The following is a 17,419-nucleotide window of genomic DNA, read 5'->3' as shown; positions in this document are numbered from 1 at the left end:
GTAAATTTAACCCGTGCTTGATACCAGACTACTTTTAATTCTTGGCCTTTTGCTGTCCACAGGACTCAAGGCTCAGGTAGATTCTGCCTACATGTATTCATTCGGCGGTGGTCGTGATGACTTTGGTCGTGATATGGAATTGACCCAAGACAATGGGTTTATTCTTGTTGGTAGTACCAGCAGCTTTGGCGCTGGAAATTCAGATGTGTATTTGGTAAAAACGGATTCGGCTCTTAAAAGAACCTGGTCTGTAGCCTTAGGACATGGTCACCTGGAAGTAGGTAGAGCTGTGGAAATCTCACCGATTGGTGGCGGCTATGTCATTTGCGGCTACACCAACAGTATTGGAAATGGTGGCTACGATGCCTATGTTTTGGGAACCGATCCCAGTGGCAAGCTTCTTTGGGAGCGAACCATGGGTGGATTTGATTGGGATTTTGCCCATGACCTTAAACCCACTTCAGACGGTGGATACCTGGTAGTAGGCAAAACCTACAGTTTCTCCGACAACGGTAAGGCCGATGGCTACATTTTTAAGATCAAGGCCAATGGCGATCTTGAATGGGAAAAGAACCTGGGTTCAGGAGGTGACGACGAATTCAATCGTATCATTCCAACCCGAGATGGAAACTTTGCCATTTGTGGAGCCCGTCAAGACACCTCGATGGATGGAAATCCTCAAAATTTCTGGTTGGTGAAGATGGACGAAACCGGAAAAATTCTTTTTGATGCACATTACAGCTACCCTATAAGTCGCTCAGGACACGGAATTATAGAAAATCAAAAGGGCGAATTCGTAATGGTTGGAATCGAAGTAGATGAAAAACTTGGAGTCAACAACGAATACGTGATGGTTGCCGATAGCACAGGTAAGTTTGTTCGCCATATTGATGTACTGTTTGGCGAAAAGACGGATGAGATGTACGACATTGTTGAAGGCAGCTCACTCTACTTTACAATGGGTCATACCAATTCACATGGAAACGGTGAACCTAAAGGAATTTTTGGTGCTCGTACCATTAGTATCGACTTCAACATGCAGTTGGTGTACGGGCCTGTGGTTGGTGAAGGCTGGTATGACAAGAAGATGTACACCGTCCGCATCAAAGATGGTCGTAGATACGGAATTGGCGATGTAGGAAGTTTCGAAAACCAATACCGCGATATGGGAGTTATCGAGTACCGCAGCGATACCAATGCCTGGCGATACGGCTTATCCGAAACCTACCGCTTTCAAGACACCACTTTAGATCGCACCGTTGCGGTTGAAAATCATGAAACACAAGCGGATGGATTTCAATTGTACCCTAACCCGGTATCCGATCGACTTATCATTCAGGCCCCATCGATCAATGGCCCCATGAACTTCCATATCCTCGATATTAGAGGAAGTATTTTGGAAGAATATGAAATCGATTTTCAGGGAGAAGCTGCCTTAGATGTTAGTCGTCTATCCCAGGGCAGTTACATTCTGGTCATTGATGGGCATATACCCTTGAGGTTTCAGAAGTAGTTTACTCTTTCCGGTAAATTCGAATCTCAAATTTGCCGTCGGGTTCCCAAGTCTTTTCGTAGGTTTCAGTAAGGGTCAATCCAAACTCTACCAGCATGTGATTATCGGTTAACCGCACCTCGTTGGGGCAGAAATGAGAATCCCAAATGAACACATCTCCAGGCTGAAATTCCCCCAACATGGCTCCACCATTTTCAATCAGATTCATGGTTTCAGACTTGTCGTAGGGATTGAGTTCCATAAAATAAGGAATGACCGGATGCGCATAATACACCCGATTATCCTCTGTTTTCCACTCCTGAGCTTTGGGAAGTAAGGACTGAACCAATTCATCCTCAGGATGCAGCTGCTGAGGAAGTCTATATTGCCTCATATCGTAATACAGCAGTAGGGCGATGATGGCCAAGCCAAAAACCTTAACCATCCAATCTTTCTTGAGCGGTGCAGATAGAATATCGAAGCCCTTAATGCCAAGCAAAACAAGTAATGGAGCGATGACCAGCATAACCCGAATAAGTCCGGCAGAACCACCTATACCCAGCCACCAAACTACTGAATGGGCAGAGAAATAACCAAAAGCAATAAAAATGACCTGCCACTCAAACCAAAACTTAGGCTGACTCCAGGATGCTTTTCCCTTCCAGGGAAGTAAGGCCACAATACCAATGAGCATCAACAATCCCAATGGAAGTTGAGTGATGTGCTGGTAACTATCTGCAAAATGCATGAGGCTTCCAGAATGGTAAATATCCGCTGCCCCTTGATAAGGATTCTGGTTAATCAACCACAACCAATCTCCATAGTACCATCCACCAACCAGGCTATAAATAACAAAGCCTGATGCCAGAAAAGGAATGGCTTTCCATTGACGAACCAGTAAGAAATAAGTGATCCAAATGGGAACAAAAATGAAGGTCTCTGTTCGCACGATGGGCAAAAAGGATAGAACTACGGCTCCCCAGATGTATTTTTTGTCCAGGGTAAGGTAGAGTCCCAACGTAAGAATAAAGGCCCCTAAAGGCTCCGTAAGAGCCGAAAAAACGTGGATATAAACGATGGGGCTAAACAGCAACAAAAGCAAAGCCAACCAACCGTTTCGGTAACCCAGTTTGCGAGCCATGCCAAAAACCATCAATCCACAGCCCGTAGCCAAAAGCACATTGAACACCTCGGCACCTTTTATCGATCCCATAGCAAAGGGAACCAACAAAAGTGTAAACAAGGGTTTCGCCCAATGGTGGAGCAACAGCTCGGGATGTTGGGGAGCATAGTGCGCAAAAAGAAAATGATTGTAGGAGTCTCCGCCCCCATTCACCCAATCCATGGTGATGATGTAGTAGCCAAAGTAGGCCATACCAAACAACAGGGAAAACCCTATCAGGTATCGATCGGGGATTTTATTTAATGTAGCCTGCACTTACAGAATGGTAAATTCAGTTCGGCGATTTTGAGCACGGCCTTCTTCGGTTCCATTGTCCGCAATGGGTTCATCTTGGCCGTATCCCTTAGATGCCAAACGAGAAGAATCAACGCCCTGATCGACTAAATATTGGAACACCGCTTTGGCCCGGTTCGCACTTAGGGTTTTGTTCGTAGCCGCCGTACCTTGATTATCGGTGTGCCCCCCAATTTCAATTCTTAAATCAGGATTCTGTCCGAGGTACTTTACCAGCTTATTCAACTCCGCTCTACTCTCGGGTTGCAGGTCATATTTTCCAGTTTCGAAAAACACATTTCTTAATACCACACGGGCTCCCTTTTTAATCGGGATCAATGGAACTACCAGCTTCCGTGGAGCCGCTTTGGTCTGCTTTTTCAAAGCAAAATTCTCGGAATAAAAAAGGTATCCTTTTCGCGATACATTCAAGGCATAGTTTCGCTCAGAAGGCAAAGACGCCAGGAAGGTACCATAGGTCTTATCGGATTGGGTTCTTATCATTACTTTTTCAGTAGCCAAATCGATCAACTCTACATCAGCATCTAACTTTTCGTTGGTTTCTGAATCGAATACCACACCCGAGAGGTAGCTGGATGTAATAGGACGTGCGTAATCCGGAAGAAGAAACTGGTAAATATCCAACTTACCATAACCACCATCCCGCTCAGAGGCAAAATAGGCCAAACGTCCATCTGGATCGGCAATCATGGAGTATTCATTTTCAATACTGTTGATTGGGTATCCCAAGTTACGCGGAGTACCCCAGTTTCCTCGGGAGTCCATTTTTACGACAAAGAGGTCATGCTCGCCCATTCCTGGTAATCCATCTGAAGAGAAATAGAGCGTGGTTCCATCCGCATGCATAAATGGGGTCATTTCTGAACCTGAGGTATTGAAGGGCAAACTTTTAGGCTCTCCCCAGCTACCATCATCGTTTTGGCGAATCATCCAGATATCAGACTTACCTCTTCCCCCCTTTCGGGCGCTGGAAAAGTAGAGCGTCTTACCATCAGGTGAAAAACTGGGGTGAGCATCCCAAGCTGATGAATTTACAGGAGGTGGCATTTTTACAGGACGTTCCCATCCTTTAGCTCCCAACCAGGAAATATGGATGTTGCAATGTTCCATCGGAGGGCAAATGGTAAAAAACAAATACTTCCCATCATGAGAAATACTTGAGGCTCCTTCATTGGCTTGGGTCGTGTTAATGGGTCCTCTAAAATTCTTAGCAGGGTTCCATTTTCCGGTCCCATCGCCGGTACTGTAATACAAGTCTTCCTGATAGCGAACACGGCCATCATTAGCTCGTATAGGCGTCTTGCGGGAAAACACAAACAATCTCTTGTCCACCGTTAACGATGGGTGGTAATCCTCTTCTGCCGTGTTGATGGAAGGCCCCATGTTTTTAGGGTCAAAGGGAACGGGATTTTTTACCGCCTTGGCCGCAAATTTTACGCTGCGGTACATGGGATCGAATGACGCCCGAATTTCGGGAGGCATATTTCCCAATGAGGCAAATGTTTCCAAATGAGCTTTCGCTGCATCAAACCGACTTAGTTTGCGCTCTGCATCCGCCAATCGCATGTAGAGCATAGGCTTGAAATAAGGATCAATTTCAAGGGCCTTACCAAAGTATTCGATACACAGCTCATATTGCTTGCTGCGGTAATAGATATCCCCCAGCGCCAATGCAGGTTCAATAAAGGCAGGATCGCGCTCCAAAGCCAGCTTAAAAAACTCAGCAGCTTCCGTCATTTCCATCCGGGAATAGTGGATGCGGCCTTCTTCAAAGATTTTCACGGCTTTCTTATCTCTACTGGTGTATTGGGCTGAAAGACTTCCTGCCATCAGCATCAACACAATCAAACTACACGTATACTTCCAGATTTTATCCATATACAAATCCATTACCGGTAAACGACAATGATACAAAACCCTTACCAACTTCAATCTGGCGAAATTCTGAATTTTGAATGTTGAATATTGAATTTTGTGGTAAACAAGGCACAAACACACCAAAAGCACCCTCAGATTTCGAATTTCAGAATTCAGAATTCAAAATTCAAACGATTTCAAGGAATCCGCATATACTTATGCGTCTGGAGAGAAATACTCCAATCGGGATTTTCTTTAACGAAGTTGATAATTCTGGGCAGCACCTCTTCTTCCCTACTCCATTCAGGTTGCAAATACCAGGCCGCTGAATCGGGAAGGTTTTCTGCCAAATTCGATGCCCATTCCAAATCGGGAGGACGCACGACTACTACTTTAAATTCATCGACCTTGTTCCAATTGCTTGGATGCGGCTGTTTTCTTCGCTTGGGCGACAATACAACCCAATCCCATTCACCAGTCAGTTCGTAAGCTCCGGAGGTTTCAAGCCAAAGATTAAATCCTGCCGTTCTAAATTGTTGAGTCAATTCAGAAAGGTCGTACAAACTGGGTTCTCCACCGGTGATCACCACGTTTTTTGCTCCGCTTTCCTTTACCCATTCGATCATGGTTTGGACGGAAGCTTTGGGGTATTGATCGTCCCAGCTTTCTTTTACATCGCACCAGGGACAGCCCACATCGCATCCGGCAATGCGAATAAAATAGGCAGCTTTACCAGCATGGTGTCCTTCACCCTGAATGGTGTGGAAATGTTCCATCACCGGAAACTCATGTAGATGCGTTGTCATAGAAACGCGGCAAAAGTACACTCAATTAAAAAAAGGAAAAGGGATTTTACGGATCAATCCAAGGTTTTCACCTTCGACATGGAAGTAGCCAGGGTTAAAACCGAAGCTGCTACAATAGCTCCAAAGCTCTGCTCCACTACTTGCCAGCAGGCATCCAGAAGAATGTGCTCCAATGAAGGGTTGGCGTAGAAAGAAATTCCGAATACAAAGGCTATCAGATAGATAAATGCCCCAACAGACCCACCGATCCAAATTCCACGTAGAACTCCTTTATCCGGAGAAGTCATCACTTTAATCAGGAAGGTGATTACAAAAGATATCACAAAATAGACCACCGCTACCATGAGCAAAAACAGGTCTTTAGGATAGGCTATTCGGGTAAGATCGTTGAGAAGAATGCCGTGCCAGACATAGGAAATGGCATAGGTAGATATAAACGTAATCAACCAAGCCGGAAAAAAACTTAGGTCCAGTTTAAAACGGGTCCTAATGTCAGAACTATTCGCACTTGTTTTACTCATCTGTTTGAGTCTCTCCCTCCCTACGGAAATTCTCTGCGTTCAAAAATAAACAATACTTGAAAAGTATAATTTCTATTTTTACCTCCTTCTATGATTTTAGGACGTAAAAAATGGTCATTGGTCTATTTCCTGGTTGCTGCGCTGCTGGTTTTAGGCTGCAATAGACAACGAGACGGCTGGACTATAGACGCTTTGGTGCCTCTGGTCCACTCCAATTTGAACCTGGAAAATATTTTTGCTGATTCCCTTTTAGTGCCGGGAACGGACAACGTGTTGCATGTAGTTTACGAAGACACCATCACCACCTTTAAGGTGGACGATGATCTGGACTTTCCTGATACTACCGTAACGCAAGTAAACCGCGGTCCAGCAGTAACCATCAATTGGGACAAGACGGTTCCCTTGATTTCGGATACGAGTGATAATTCCTTCCGAATCGATGTAATGGACCTGACTACGGCCCGAATCAAATCGGGTTCCATAGATTTTAATGTTATTTCCTCCATCACGGAAGAAACGGAAGTAACCTTCATTATGCCTTCGGCCCAAAAAGGTGGACAATTCCTATCCGTTAAAACGATCATACCCGCCTCTCCGTCATTGACCAATCCCACCGTAGTATCGGTGAACATAGACCTTAGCGGTTATGAAATGGACCTTACCGGAGTGGACAAAAAAGACTACAACACCATCTTTTCCTATTTCGTAGTAGAATTTACCGATCCGTTGAATCCATCTACGACCTACCCCTATGGACCAAGTGATTATGTGAATTTCGAAATTGGTTTCCGTGATATTGTTCCAGACTACGGTAAAGGCTACTTCTTTACCCAAGTGGTGTCAGAAGCCTCTTCAACCGATCAACGATTGGACCTTTTTGACCGAATTACCTCGGGTACCATGGATTTGGAAGAAGTGAACCTCAACTTTACCCTGATCAATGAAGTGGGAGCTGACATAACTGCACGGGTTAATTCCTTAACAGGCATTAATAGCAAAACCAATGAAAGTGTTGATTTACAAGGTGACTTAATCGGTACATCGCTCAACATCAACCGGGCCCGGGAAGATTATTCCATCCCCTTTCCACACACTGTGGCTACCCGGTATGAATACAACATGAACACCTCGAATTCGAATGTGGATAAAATGATCGAGTCCTTTTTGGACAGCATTGCTTACGACATTGAATTTACCATTAATCCCAGAGGAAACATTTCAGGTAGTAACGATTACATTTTTGCGGGAACCGGTATAACGGCCATGCTCGATGCAGACATTCCGTTGTGTTTGATTGCCAATGAACTGGCCCTGGTAGATACCGCGGATTTTATGCCCGGAGATCGAGATGATAATCTCAACAACATCGTGGGAGGCTACCTCAACGTGCATTGCTACAATCGCTATCCCTTCGATGCCAAGTTACAAATGACTTTGATTGATGCCAGTGGCAGAAAACTGATCGATCTTTTGGAAGAAGGTGCAAAAATTGAAGGTGCCGTTCCTGACGCCAATGGCCGAACAACAGCGCCGATCCATTCCTTGATCAAGGCTCCGGCCACCCCAGAAGCGATTGATGCGTTCTTTCGGGCGGAGCGAGCCATTATCCGGTTAACCCTGGATACGAAATCGGGAGATCAACATGCCAAAATTTATGCCGATTATGATTGTGAAGTCAAGGTTGTCGGAGATTTCAAATACAACACCAGTTTGCGATGAAAAAGAGTATTCTACTTCTAGTGTTCGCCGGTTTGTTATTGGGATCCGGCATTCAAGCTCAAAGCGACTTTTCCCTGGGCGACTACTCCCTGGATGATTCGTCTCAGATCAAAGTGGGGGTATGGTTTGAAAACCATTTTAACTCCAATGTGATTAGCAACAGCATGTACTACAATCAACTCTTTAAGACGACCCTTTCGCGATCGTCTCAGGAGAGTATGAAAGGACGGCTGTTTAAACGAAACCGCGCAGGTAATCAGGAAACCGAAAGAATTTACGCTTCTTACAAGGGAAAAAATAGTACGGATTCTACCGGCTTAACCCATTTTGTAACCGCTGGAGTTCGTCGATCGGTGGTTTCAGGTTTTGGAAGAGATGTATTTCTACTTACCGCTTTGGGTAACAAACAATTTGCAGGAACTACTGCAGATCTCGACTACCTGGAGGTTGAATTGATGCAGTATATGCAGGTTCAATACGGAGTCATTCGCCAAACTCCTAACTGGACTTACGGAGCCGCTGTTGGCTTTTTGATGGGTAACCGTTACCTGGATATCAGCAGTGAAAAAAGTGGTGTGTACACCTCCTCTATTGGCGATACCCTGCATGGATTTGCCAAAGGAAGCATTTACAGTAGCGATACCAATTCACGCAACATTTTCGACATTAACGGATATGGAGCTTCGATTGACCTCTTCTTGGCCAAGCGACTGGATCTTTTCAAAAAACACGACGGTGCCGGTGAAATCCGTTTTGAAGTCAATGATCTCGGATTTATCTCCTGGAACGATCGGAGTGTTGAGTATACCGTTGACGGTGAATACACTTGGACGGGAATTGATGCTCCTAACCTCTTCGATATTTCAGACTCACTCTTCAACGATCAAGTGCCTGATGACCTTGAAGGCAAGTTTGTAAAAGAAAGAAAAGGTGGTTCTTTTACCCGTATGCTCAATCCTCGTATTGCCATCTACCACATTGAGCAGCTTAACGATCGGGTATTGCTAAAAAACATGATTGATTACCGGTTCAACGCCCATCAATTACCCTACATCGCCTCCAGTCAGTTTGTTCGTATCAACAAAGATCCGGGCGCCTGGAACTACACCATGAATTTCTATGAAAGTGTGGCGGGTTACGGATTCGTGGGCCTCGGTTTAGGATTTGGAATTGATCACGAAAAATTCAACTTTTTGATCGGATCGCGAAACCTAATCGCCATGATGAGTCCGGATTACCTGAGCGGATCCAACGTTCATTTCGGATTCCATTGGAAATTTAGGTAAGCCCTTTTGCCATGAGTACCAATCGACGCTTTCTGTTTGATGTCCTCTTGCTGCTGTTTCTCAATTTGCTGGTCAAACCCTTTTGGATTTTTGGGATTGACCGGACCGTTCAAAACGAGGTAGGTTCGGAAAATTACGGGCTGTATTTTGCCTTGTTCAATTTCTCCTACCTGTTCAATTCCCTGTTGGATTTAGGCATAACGAATTACAACAATCGCTCGGTAGCTCGGGAAGCGGATTTTTTGAAAGACAACCTGACCAAACTTACTGGAATCAAAATAGGCTTGGGCGGTCTTTACTTGATTGTTACCCTTTCCGTTGGCTGGTTTCTGGGTTATGACGGCACCGAATTTCAACTACTCTTTTTTCTCACCATCAATCAATTCCTTACATCCCTTCTGCTCTTTTTCCGGTCCAATATATCCGGCCTCCAGCGATTTACCTGGGATAGTATTGCCTCGGTTTTTGATCGCTTATTGCTTATAGGGATTTGCGCCTATTTAATATGGGGAATAGATGATCGTTTTCAAATTGAATGGTTGGTGTATTCTCAAACGGCATCCCTGTTAATAGCCACAATTCTCATTGGCGTCATTGCCCATAGCATGGGCTCCGGGTTATCCTTTTCCCTTAGCCGGGACTATGTGATAACACTGCTTAAAAACAGCCTTCCTTTCGCCTTTATTATTCTTTTTATGAGCATGTATAGCCGGCTGGATGCCATCATGCTCGAGCGTTTGCTATCCGACGGTAAATTCTATTCAGGGGTTTATGCCCATGGTTATCGGATACTCGATATGCTGAACAACTTTACCTTCCTGTTCACCGCCATACTCTTTCCCCTACTCTCCCGAATGCTGTTTCAAAAAGAGCCTATTTTGGACCTCATTCAACTATCTATCAGGTTGTTGTTTATTCCAGCGGGCTTCGTTCTACTGGGTGGTTGGTTTTTTCGGGAAGACATCATTCACATGTTGTACAGCGATCCTGATGCTCAAAGTTTTACGGCCTTTTCCTGGTTAATGACTTCCTGGTTGTTTTTGGTGATGGCGTCTTTATTTGGCACCGTACTTACCGCAGCTGGGGAGCTAAAAGCCATGATGGTGATTACCGGAATATCCTTTGTTCTGAATTTTGTTTTCAACCTTTTCGCCATTCCCGATTACCAAGCCGAAGGCGCTGCCTTGGCTACCCTGATCGCCCAGGCCAGTTGCGGTCTTGGAACATTTATCTATTGCGTTTACAAGGGCTACATTCCCCATTTCGGTAAGCTTTGGATTCGGTTTATCCCCGTCATGCTTGCAGCCTACATTTTGATCGATACCCTGGAAGTATGGACCGTGCCTTTTTGGATGCTCTTTGGAACCAGTTTGGTCGGCTATTTGTTGCTGGTGCTATTTTCTGGAATTCTTAGTAAATCGCTTTTACTGGAGGCACGACGCGTCATTTGGAAAAGCTAATCCAAGTCTCATTCGGATTTAGGACCAGGTACGCGTTTAAACGCGCACCTGGTCAAACGCGCACCTGGGTCGGCCGAAACAAATTATATTCGTTAGGAAATTTGAATCAATGTCCACCTTCCAATCCTTAGAAAAAGAATACCTGAACATTACCCCATTTGATACTGATCAACTTCTTCCATTTTATGAAATGAACAAGTCCTTTTTCATCTCCTTTCAACCTGTCCATCCAAACGAGTTAAAAAGATACCTGAGTATGCTATCTGAAATTGGTCAAACTTATTCGTTCTCGGGAAAACACAAAACTGCTATAGCCATCCTTAATCGGGTAATAAATCTTTATGAAACCAATCATAATCAAATGGACATCGATTTAACTCAAGAAGTTTCATATAATCAAGCCTGCTGGAGTAAGGGATATTCTCTTATGGAACAGAAACAATTTGCTAAAGCCAAACCCATTTTTAAACACTTGCAAGATCTTGAGGCTCCTCAAAATGCGGACATGTACGAGATCATTCTGAAAATCTGTAATTGGAAAATAAAAAACCGAATAGCTGTAGGGTTGGGAGTTACTGGTTTTCTAATCCTTTCCGTAAAATACTCCGTAAAGTGGATTTACCCAGAAAATTATTCTGAGTTCTTTGTCTACTTTGGATTTTTAGGTTCGATTTTAATCATCTCAAGTGGCTTAATGTATAAGTTCAAAATCGATTCGAAGATCATTGATAAATACATTTCAAATGACCAGGTACGCGTTTAAACGCGCACCTGGTTAAACGCGCACCTGGGAATGCAGATCATTTTGCATCTTAGTGGTCTTATCCTAAAACACCTGGTATGGAAAATCTTCTTAAAATCGGAATGGCGCAGATTGCCCCTGTTTTGTTGGATCGCAACAAAACCCTGGACAAGGTGAAGGAATACGTCCTTAAGGCGAGCCAGGAGGAATGTGGACTTGTCGTATTTGGAGAAGCTATGGTTCCTGGATATCCATTCTGGCTGTCCTTGACCCATGCTTCTGAGTTCAATTCCATCATCCAAAAGGAGATCCATGCCCACTATATTCGAAATGCGGTTCAAATTGAATCCGGTGATTTGGATGAAATCTGCGAATTAGCACGAACGGAACAAATTGCCATTTATCTGGGAATCATTGAGCGGGCTCAAAATCGCGGAGGTCACAGCTTATACTGTTCCCTGGTTTACATCGATGCTGAGGGAAGTATTCGATCGGTCCATCGTAAACTTCAACCCACCTACGAAGAACGACTGTCTTGGTCCCCCGGTGATGGTCATGGCCTGCAAGTTCATGATATAGGTCCTTTCCGGGTTGGCGGGTTAAACTGCTGGGAAAATTGGATGCCTTTGAGCCGCACTGCTCTGTATGGACAAGGCGAGAATTTGCACATAGCCGTGTGGCCAGGCTGTCTTAGAAATACGGAAGATATCACTCCCTTTCTGGCTAAAGAAGGGCGCTCCTTTTCGGTATCCGTAAGCGGGGTACTCCGAAAAGAAGACATCCCGGAGGACATTCCACATTACGATAAAATCATAGCCGACGCTCCCGATGTTTTGGTGGATGGCGGTTCTTGTATAGCCGCTCCCAATGGCGAGTGGATTGTTGCACCAGTGGTAAACGAGGAAGGATTGTTTACCGCCAACTTGGATTTTAATCGGGTATTGGAAGAACGCCAGAATTTTGACCCGGTTGGACACTACTCCCGGCCTGATGTAACCAAGTTGATCGTTAACCGGGAAAGGCAGGCTGCTGTGAACTTTTTGTAATTCGGGTTTTACGCCCTGTTCAAACAGTCTTATTATTTAATACCCCCATCCATTGATGAATACATCTACGCTTTCCACCGTGCTAGCCTTGCTTCTCCTATTTTCTATCGGTCCCCTTCTAGCTCAAAACCCCATTCCCGGCACGGATGCTCAGTCCTTCCAGATTACCTCAAAGTCCGATACGATTAACTATTTGGTCGTTGGAAAGGCAGACAAGCAAACTACCAAACCTACCCTACTCTTTTTACAGGGTTCCCTTCCTGTTCCGCTCGTTTTCGATCTGGATAGCTTCTATCATATCAACCTTCCTTTTGACTACCGCAAACTCACGAAGGACTATCAAATCGTAGTCATTTCCATGCCCCACACTCCATTGGTCGTGGACAAAACACACCTCAACCGACAATACTGTTACGTTCCCGATGCTTCCCAGCCCAAATCATTCAGTCGATCCTATCTTGAGGACAATCACTTGGATCAATTTGTACAGCGAACCCAACAGGTCATTCAGGATTTAAGAAACAAGCCTTGGGTTAATGCTCAGGAAATCCATTTGGTGGGACATTCTCAAGGTGCAAAAATCGCCGCTGTGGTCGCCGCCGAGAATGAACAGATTACTTCGGTTTCCCTCCTCGGTTTTAATGCCTTTGGACGCTTTGATGAATTTATTCGAAAGGCTCGGGTAAAGCTGAGATCTGGACAAATTAACGGTGAACAATACCAGAAACAGCTTGAAGAATATTACGAGCAATGGAGAGCCATACACCAGGATCCCGACAATGTGGAAAAAGGACACCTAAGCTGGACCTCTTTCTCCATTGATTATACACCGTATTTATTGAAAATAGAAGCTCCGATGTACATTGGATATGGAACCGAAGATATCGGCGCCGAAAACTGCGATCTAATCCCGCTCAAACTGATTGAACAAGGGAAAACCAATTTTACCCTAAAGCCCTTCGAAGGTTGGAACCACAATTTCTTTGAACTTAAAGAGGGTCGCCCCGATTATAAGCAAGGTCCTCATTGGACGGAGGTGATGACAGCCATAACGACCTGGCACCAGACTTTCTAAAAACCCATAAAAAAAGCCCACTGGATCGATATCTCAGTGGGCTTTGCATTAATAGTTACTCGACTTATTTGGTAATAATCAATTGCTTGGTTTGAGTTCCCGCCGAAGAGGAACTAACTACCTGGTATACTCCTGTAGGATAGGAAGACACATCGAGTTTATACGCTCTTCCCGATTCTATAGAAATGGCTTCCTGTAGAACCAGAGCTCCGGAGGCATTGTATACCCGAATGGTAGTTTCCTCAGAAGGATCGCTCCATTCGATGAATACTTGATCTTTTGCCGGATTCGGGTAGATTTTCCAGGAAGATGGCTCTTTCACTTCAGATTCTTCTGTAGCCGTTATCATGGCTTCAGCATCGGCCGAACGATTGGCTCCTGGCTCAGAACGGTACATGCTCACCAGGTACTTCGTGTTCGGTGCACAGGTGCCTCTTCGGAAACAAAGCAAATAATGAGGTTGCCACTTCTCAGCCTGAATCATTACATAGCTCGTTGGCGAAGTACCGGCATTGATGGGCCAGTCATTAATATAAGGATGTACCCCAGCATTCGCATTGTTGGCCGTCCAATTCCAGTTCCAGGAATGAGCCCCTGTTACCGGATGAATCTGTAAATCCAAAGTTGCAGCCCAATAAGCGGCCGCTCCTCGCTGAATAAACATCACCTCTTCCCTGGTATCCGAATCTAACTGACCAAAGAGCATAACATCTCCGCTTACCAAGGGATAATTCCAGCCGCCAAAGCTGTTGGAACCATTGGTAGACCAAGCCCAGGAAAAGTTTCCATTGTCGTAATTAAACAGGGTTCCCCAGTTTCCAAGAGCAATCATTTCATCTTTTCCATCGTCATCTACATCCGCCATACGAATACTTCCCGTTGGATAAGGTTTAACGGAGCTTGTCCCCTGGTCGGAATCGAACCATACGAAGTTTCCGTTCAGGTATTTGAAAATAGTAGTCCAGCCATTTTCAATATGCCCCAATAACTCGTCTTCAGATCCACCATCCAGATTTCCGGCGGCCAATCCTTCTCGGTAGGGATAAACAGCATGACCAGAAGGAATGGTATGATGCAGCACAAAATCTCCATTGTCGTATTTGTACATTTTGATCAAACCGGATTGAGGGACAGCCAGGATATCATCACCTCCATCTCCATCAAAATCACCAACGATCAATCGGGTGCCTGAGTAGACCGCATCAAAAGAGGAATTCACCACATGGGATCCACCTAAATTGGACCAAACCGGACTCCAGTTTCCGCTAATGTATTCGAAAGTAGCATGGGTATTCATTCCTGCGTTCTGATCGGTTCTAATCCACAATAGTTCTTCTCTTCCGTTTCGGTTAAAATCACCGGTCAAAAACTTGTCGGAATCTTTGATTTGAGTGAATCCCCCAGATTACCTGTAGCGTGATTGGTCCATACCTTTTGCCAATCCTCTGACATGGAAATAGGTTCAATAACAAAAGCGGCATCCATGTATCGGGAGGTTTGTTTGATCAACCATGGCAGACTCAAGTTAAGTTCATTGCATCCTCCTACCTGACGATCGGTTTGAATCAAATTACCAGTACGGGTGTCATACCACTTGATTTCGTAATTGGCGTATGGAATTGGGATGCTCACCGAAAAGTAACCGTTGGCCTTGAAACTTGGTCTGTTCGCGGAATTGGGCGTATGAACATAAGGTTCCATCACGGGAGCGGATGATGCATTTAATCCCGTACTACCGGATCGAATAAGGTTATTAATCGTTCCTGCCTTATCCTGGTACCAACCAAAGATTTGATTTTCGGGCGTGGTTAACCACCTTAAGAAGTAATTCTCTTCGTGAACCACCTCACGCTTAACTCCTTTTTTGGCCGGAACCTGATCTACAAAGGATCGAAGCCCCCTAAACTGAACCAAGTTGTTTAATGCACCATGAAACGAACTGGTTCGACTTATAAAATGCTCTACCGTCCAATTCATTCCTGCACCGAGATCGGCGTCAAAAAAACTGGTCCAGATATCGGTATGAATACTAAATCCATGAGGATCGTATTCCGTATAATTCATACTAAAGGGCATTCCATTCATTTGCAAGGAGCCCATTTCATTGAGGCAAACGGGTTTACCTGGAAACTTCTGACGAAGAAGAGAAATCTTGGTGCTAAAGTTGGCTGGAGAATAGAAAATCTGGTCGGGTGACCGGTTTTCCCATTGGTTCAAGTACACATGTAAGGAAACCAAATCCATGGATGGGTCCATTCCCAACTGATGGGCTCCTACCTCATCCTCAAAACCAATATAGCTGGTTCCTAAAGCACGATTATACACATCGTGATCACGAACAATCGAAGCCATAGCATTGTGCCAAGTCACCAAATGAGGAATATCGGCGGAAGTAATATGTCCCTCATTCCAAATTTGATCGATTTCATTGAAAATTTCCCATTGAATGACCTGAGTGCTATATCCATAGCGATCGATAATGTAGCGCACCACATTGCTCTGCAAGGCGAAGGCTTCGGTATTGGTAAAGAAGTCGATTTCTGAATTACAAGGGCCACCTACAGGCGTTTGGCAAACTCCAGGGCCAGGTGGCGCTACATTGGCATTGTAAGCATTGTATTTATTCCAGAAATCTCCTTGGGTAAAATTGTTGGCATTGAAGAAACTGATTTTCAGAGTTATGTTGTATTGCTCGGCTAACTCAAAAACCTGGTCGAAGGCATAAGCATCGGCCAGGTTGAATCGATAGAGATAGGGTTCGCAACCATAGGTATAACCAATTCCTTGAATGGCCATTGTTCCAGCATAATTCATCCATATCCGAGCGTGATTAACACCGTTTTCATCAAAGCGCTGAAAGATGGTCTCAAAGAAATTGACTTTCGGTCCACTGCTTTGTCCCCACGCCGGATTGCCTGGTACGTTTAGTCCGATCGGGTGATAAACTTGCCCGTTGTCATAGCTGTAATCAAATCCGTTATTCAGCCGAATAAAGCTGGAATTGGGTTTTGATTCAGTAAGGGAAGAAAAGCTAACGTTTGGAATAGGAACATATAAGTTTTCATTGGGGAAATAGAAACCCAGTTTAATTACATAATTCCCCACCTCTTCGGGTGTAAATCGAACTTTCCAGGAATTAGAAATTTGGTTAGACATCGATTGCCCGGGCATAAATGGCCACATGGCATGAGGTGAATTGTTCAGTGTGTTGATGGTGTAGTTTCCGTAAAAGAAACCTTCTACGTTATGAGTCGTTCCGCTAGGTGCATATACCGTGGCCCTAAGGATAACCTCCCGCTTATCAAAAGGATTTTTGGTACTGTACAAGGGCTGATAAGGGCCTGGAATACTACTGGGGTTAATGGTATGCTCAAATTTTTGGAACCGCTCAATTTGGGCATAAGTGAATGGAGTGAATGCAAGGCAAAGCCAGGCAATCAATAACGTTCTCATTGACATAAAAATGTTTGATTAGGTGAATAGATAGTTTAACGGGACTGAGGAATTTTCGATAAAACGAAAAATAGCCTAAATGAAGGTCCAATGGTGGTCCAATTCAGGAAGGGTTTTCCTCGTTTTTTGAATCGGTAGCTAGGGTTTCTAAATCAGAGTCGAGAGTCGAGGTTTGAGAGTCGAGGTTTGAGGTTTGAGGTTTGAGGATATTTCATTTCGGCCGGTGATCCTGTGGGGGACCTACCACAAAAAGCTCGACCGATGGTCGATCCTTTTTTAGTTCTTCGCACATGAACGAACTTGTTCGTTCAGTGCTCTAAACTAAAAAAGCCCCGAACGAACCGTTCGAGGCTTTTTGTGGCGGAGAGTGAGGGATTCGAACCCTCGATACCCTCTCGGATATGCCGGTTTTCAAGACCGGTGCATTCGACCACTCTGCCAACTCTCCGCTGCAAAAGTAGTATTTCTCCTTTTCCAGAAAAGAG

The 17,419-nt window shown here is 44.6% G+C and carries 13 protein-coding genes and 1 tRNA gene; 7 read left to right on the top strand and 7 right to left on the bottom strand.

What is annotated here, in order from left to right:
• Positions 1 to 13 precede the first annotated feature (13 nt).
• Positions 14 to 1,513 (top strand): T9SS type A sorting domain-containing protein, encoded by a 1,500-nt coding sequence (locus KFE98_15380; GenBank protein UTW61384.1) that lies wholly within the window; start codon positions 14 to 16, stop codon positions 1,511 to 1,513.
• Position 1,514: 1 nt separating this feature from the next.
• Here KFE98_15380 and KFE98_15375 read toward each other — a convergent pair whose 3' ends face one another.
• From KFE98_15375 to KFE98_15360, 4 genes are all read right to left on the bottom strand, one after another.
• Positions 1,515 to 2,930: a hypothetical protein gene (locus tag KFE98_15375; protein ID UTW61383.1), complete on the bottom strand. Its 1,416-nt coding sequence runs from the start codon at positions 2,928 to 2,930 to the stop codon at positions 1,515 to 1,517.
• Complete coding sequence (locus tag KFE98_15370) at positions 2,931 to 4,847, bottom strand: PD40 domain-containing protein (protein ID UTW61382.1); 1,917 nt, start codon at positions 4,845 to 4,847, stop codon at positions 2,931 to 2,933.
• Positions 4,848 to 5,023: 176 nt separating this feature from the next.
• Positions 5,024 to 5,602, bottom strand: coding sequence for a radical SAM protein (locus tag KFE98_15365; protein UTW64724.1), 579 nt, complete (start codon positions 5,600 to 5,602; stop codon positions 5,024 to 5,026).
• An 83-nt stretch (positions 5,603 to 5,685) separates the two neighbouring features.
• Complete coding sequence (locus KFE98_15360; protein ID UTW61381.1) at positions 5,686 to 6,153, bottom strand: hypothetical protein; 468 nt, start codon at positions 6,151 to 6,153, stop codon at positions 5,686 to 5,688.
• Between the two features lie 90 nt (positions 6,154 to 6,243).
• Here KFE98_15360 and KFE98_15355 point away from each other — a divergent pair, with 90 nt between their 5' ends.
• From KFE98_15355 to KFE98_15330, 6 genes are all read left to right on the top strand, one after another.
• Positions 6,244 to 7,872 carry a hypothetical protein gene (locus tag KFE98_15355; protein UTW61380.1) on the top strand — a complete coding sequence of 543 codons (1,629 nt, stop codon included), beginning with the start codon at positions 6,244 to 6,246 and terminating at the stop codon, positions 7,870 to 7,872.
• Positions 7,869 to 9,158 (top strand): hypothetical protein, encoded by a 1,290-nt coding sequence (locus KFE98_15350; protein UTW61379.1) that lies wholly within the window; start codon positions 7,869 to 7,871, stop codon positions 9,156 to 9,158. The genes KFE98_15355 and KFE98_15350 overlap by 4 nt, the downstream gene beginning before the upstream one ends.
• An 11-nt stretch (positions 9,159 to 9,169) precedes the next feature.
• Positions 9,170 to 10,618 (top strand): oligosaccharide flippase family protein, encoded by a 1,449-nt coding sequence (locus KFE98_15345; protein UTW61378.1) that lies wholly within the window; start codon positions 9,170 to 9,172, stop codon positions 10,616 to 10,618.
• A gap of 109 nt (positions 10,619 to 10,727) precedes the next feature.
• Positions 10,728 to 11,381 carry a hypothetical protein gene (locus tag KFE98_15340; protein ID UTW61377.1) on the top strand — a complete coding sequence of 218 codons (654 nt, stop codon included), beginning with the start codon at positions 10,728 to 10,730 and terminating at the stop codon, positions 11,379 to 11,381.
• 77 nt (positions 11,382 to 11,458) lie between these two features.
• On the top strand, positions 11,459 to 12,406 hold the full coding sequence (locus tag KFE98_15335; protein ID UTW61376.1) for a carbon-nitrogen hydrolase family protein: 948 nt from the start codon (positions 11,459 to 11,461) through the stop codon (positions 12,404 to 12,406).
• Between the two features lie 55 nt (positions 12,407 to 12,461).
• On the top strand, positions 12,462 to 13,481 hold the full coding sequence (locus KFE98_15330) for a hypothetical protein (GenBank protein UTW61375.1): 1,020 nt from the start codon (positions 12,462 to 12,464) through the stop codon (positions 13,479 to 13,481).
• Positions 13,482 to 13,545: 64 nt separating this feature from the next.
• On the opposite strand, the gene KFE98_15325 is transcribed toward KFE98_15330, so the two are convergent.
• The 3 genes from KFE98_15325 to KFE98_15315 form a co-directional block, all read right to left on the bottom strand.
• A complete protein-coding gene (locus tag KFE98_15325) occupies positions 13,546 to 14,847 on the bottom strand; it encodes a T9SS type A sorting domain-containing protein (protein ID UTW61374.1) in 1,302 nt (433 codons plus the stop codon).
• The gene (locus tag KFE98_15320) at positions 14,844 to 16,934 is read right to left on the bottom strand and encodes a DUF5060 domain-containing protein (protein ID UTW61373.1); all 2,091 of its coding nucleotides are present in this window, start codon (positions 16,932 to 16,934) and stop codon (positions 14,844 to 14,846) included. The genes KFE98_15325 and KFE98_15320 overlap by 4 nt, the downstream gene beginning before the upstream one ends.
• A 358-nt stretch (positions 16,935 to 17,292) precedes the next feature.
• A tRNA-Ser gene (locus tag KFE98_15315) sits at positions 17,293 to 17,382 on the bottom strand.
• Positions 17,383 to 17,419: the final 37 nt, after the last annotated feature.

The sequence above is a fragment of the bacterium SCSIO 12741 genome (assembly GCA_024398055.1).
Classification (GTDB): Bacteria; Bacteroidota; Bacteroidia; order Flavobacteriales_G; family Salibacteraceae; genus SCSIO-12741.
The sequence above is the reverse complement of the archived record's forward strand: the minus strand, read 5'-3'. Positions and strand labels throughout refer to the sequence as shown.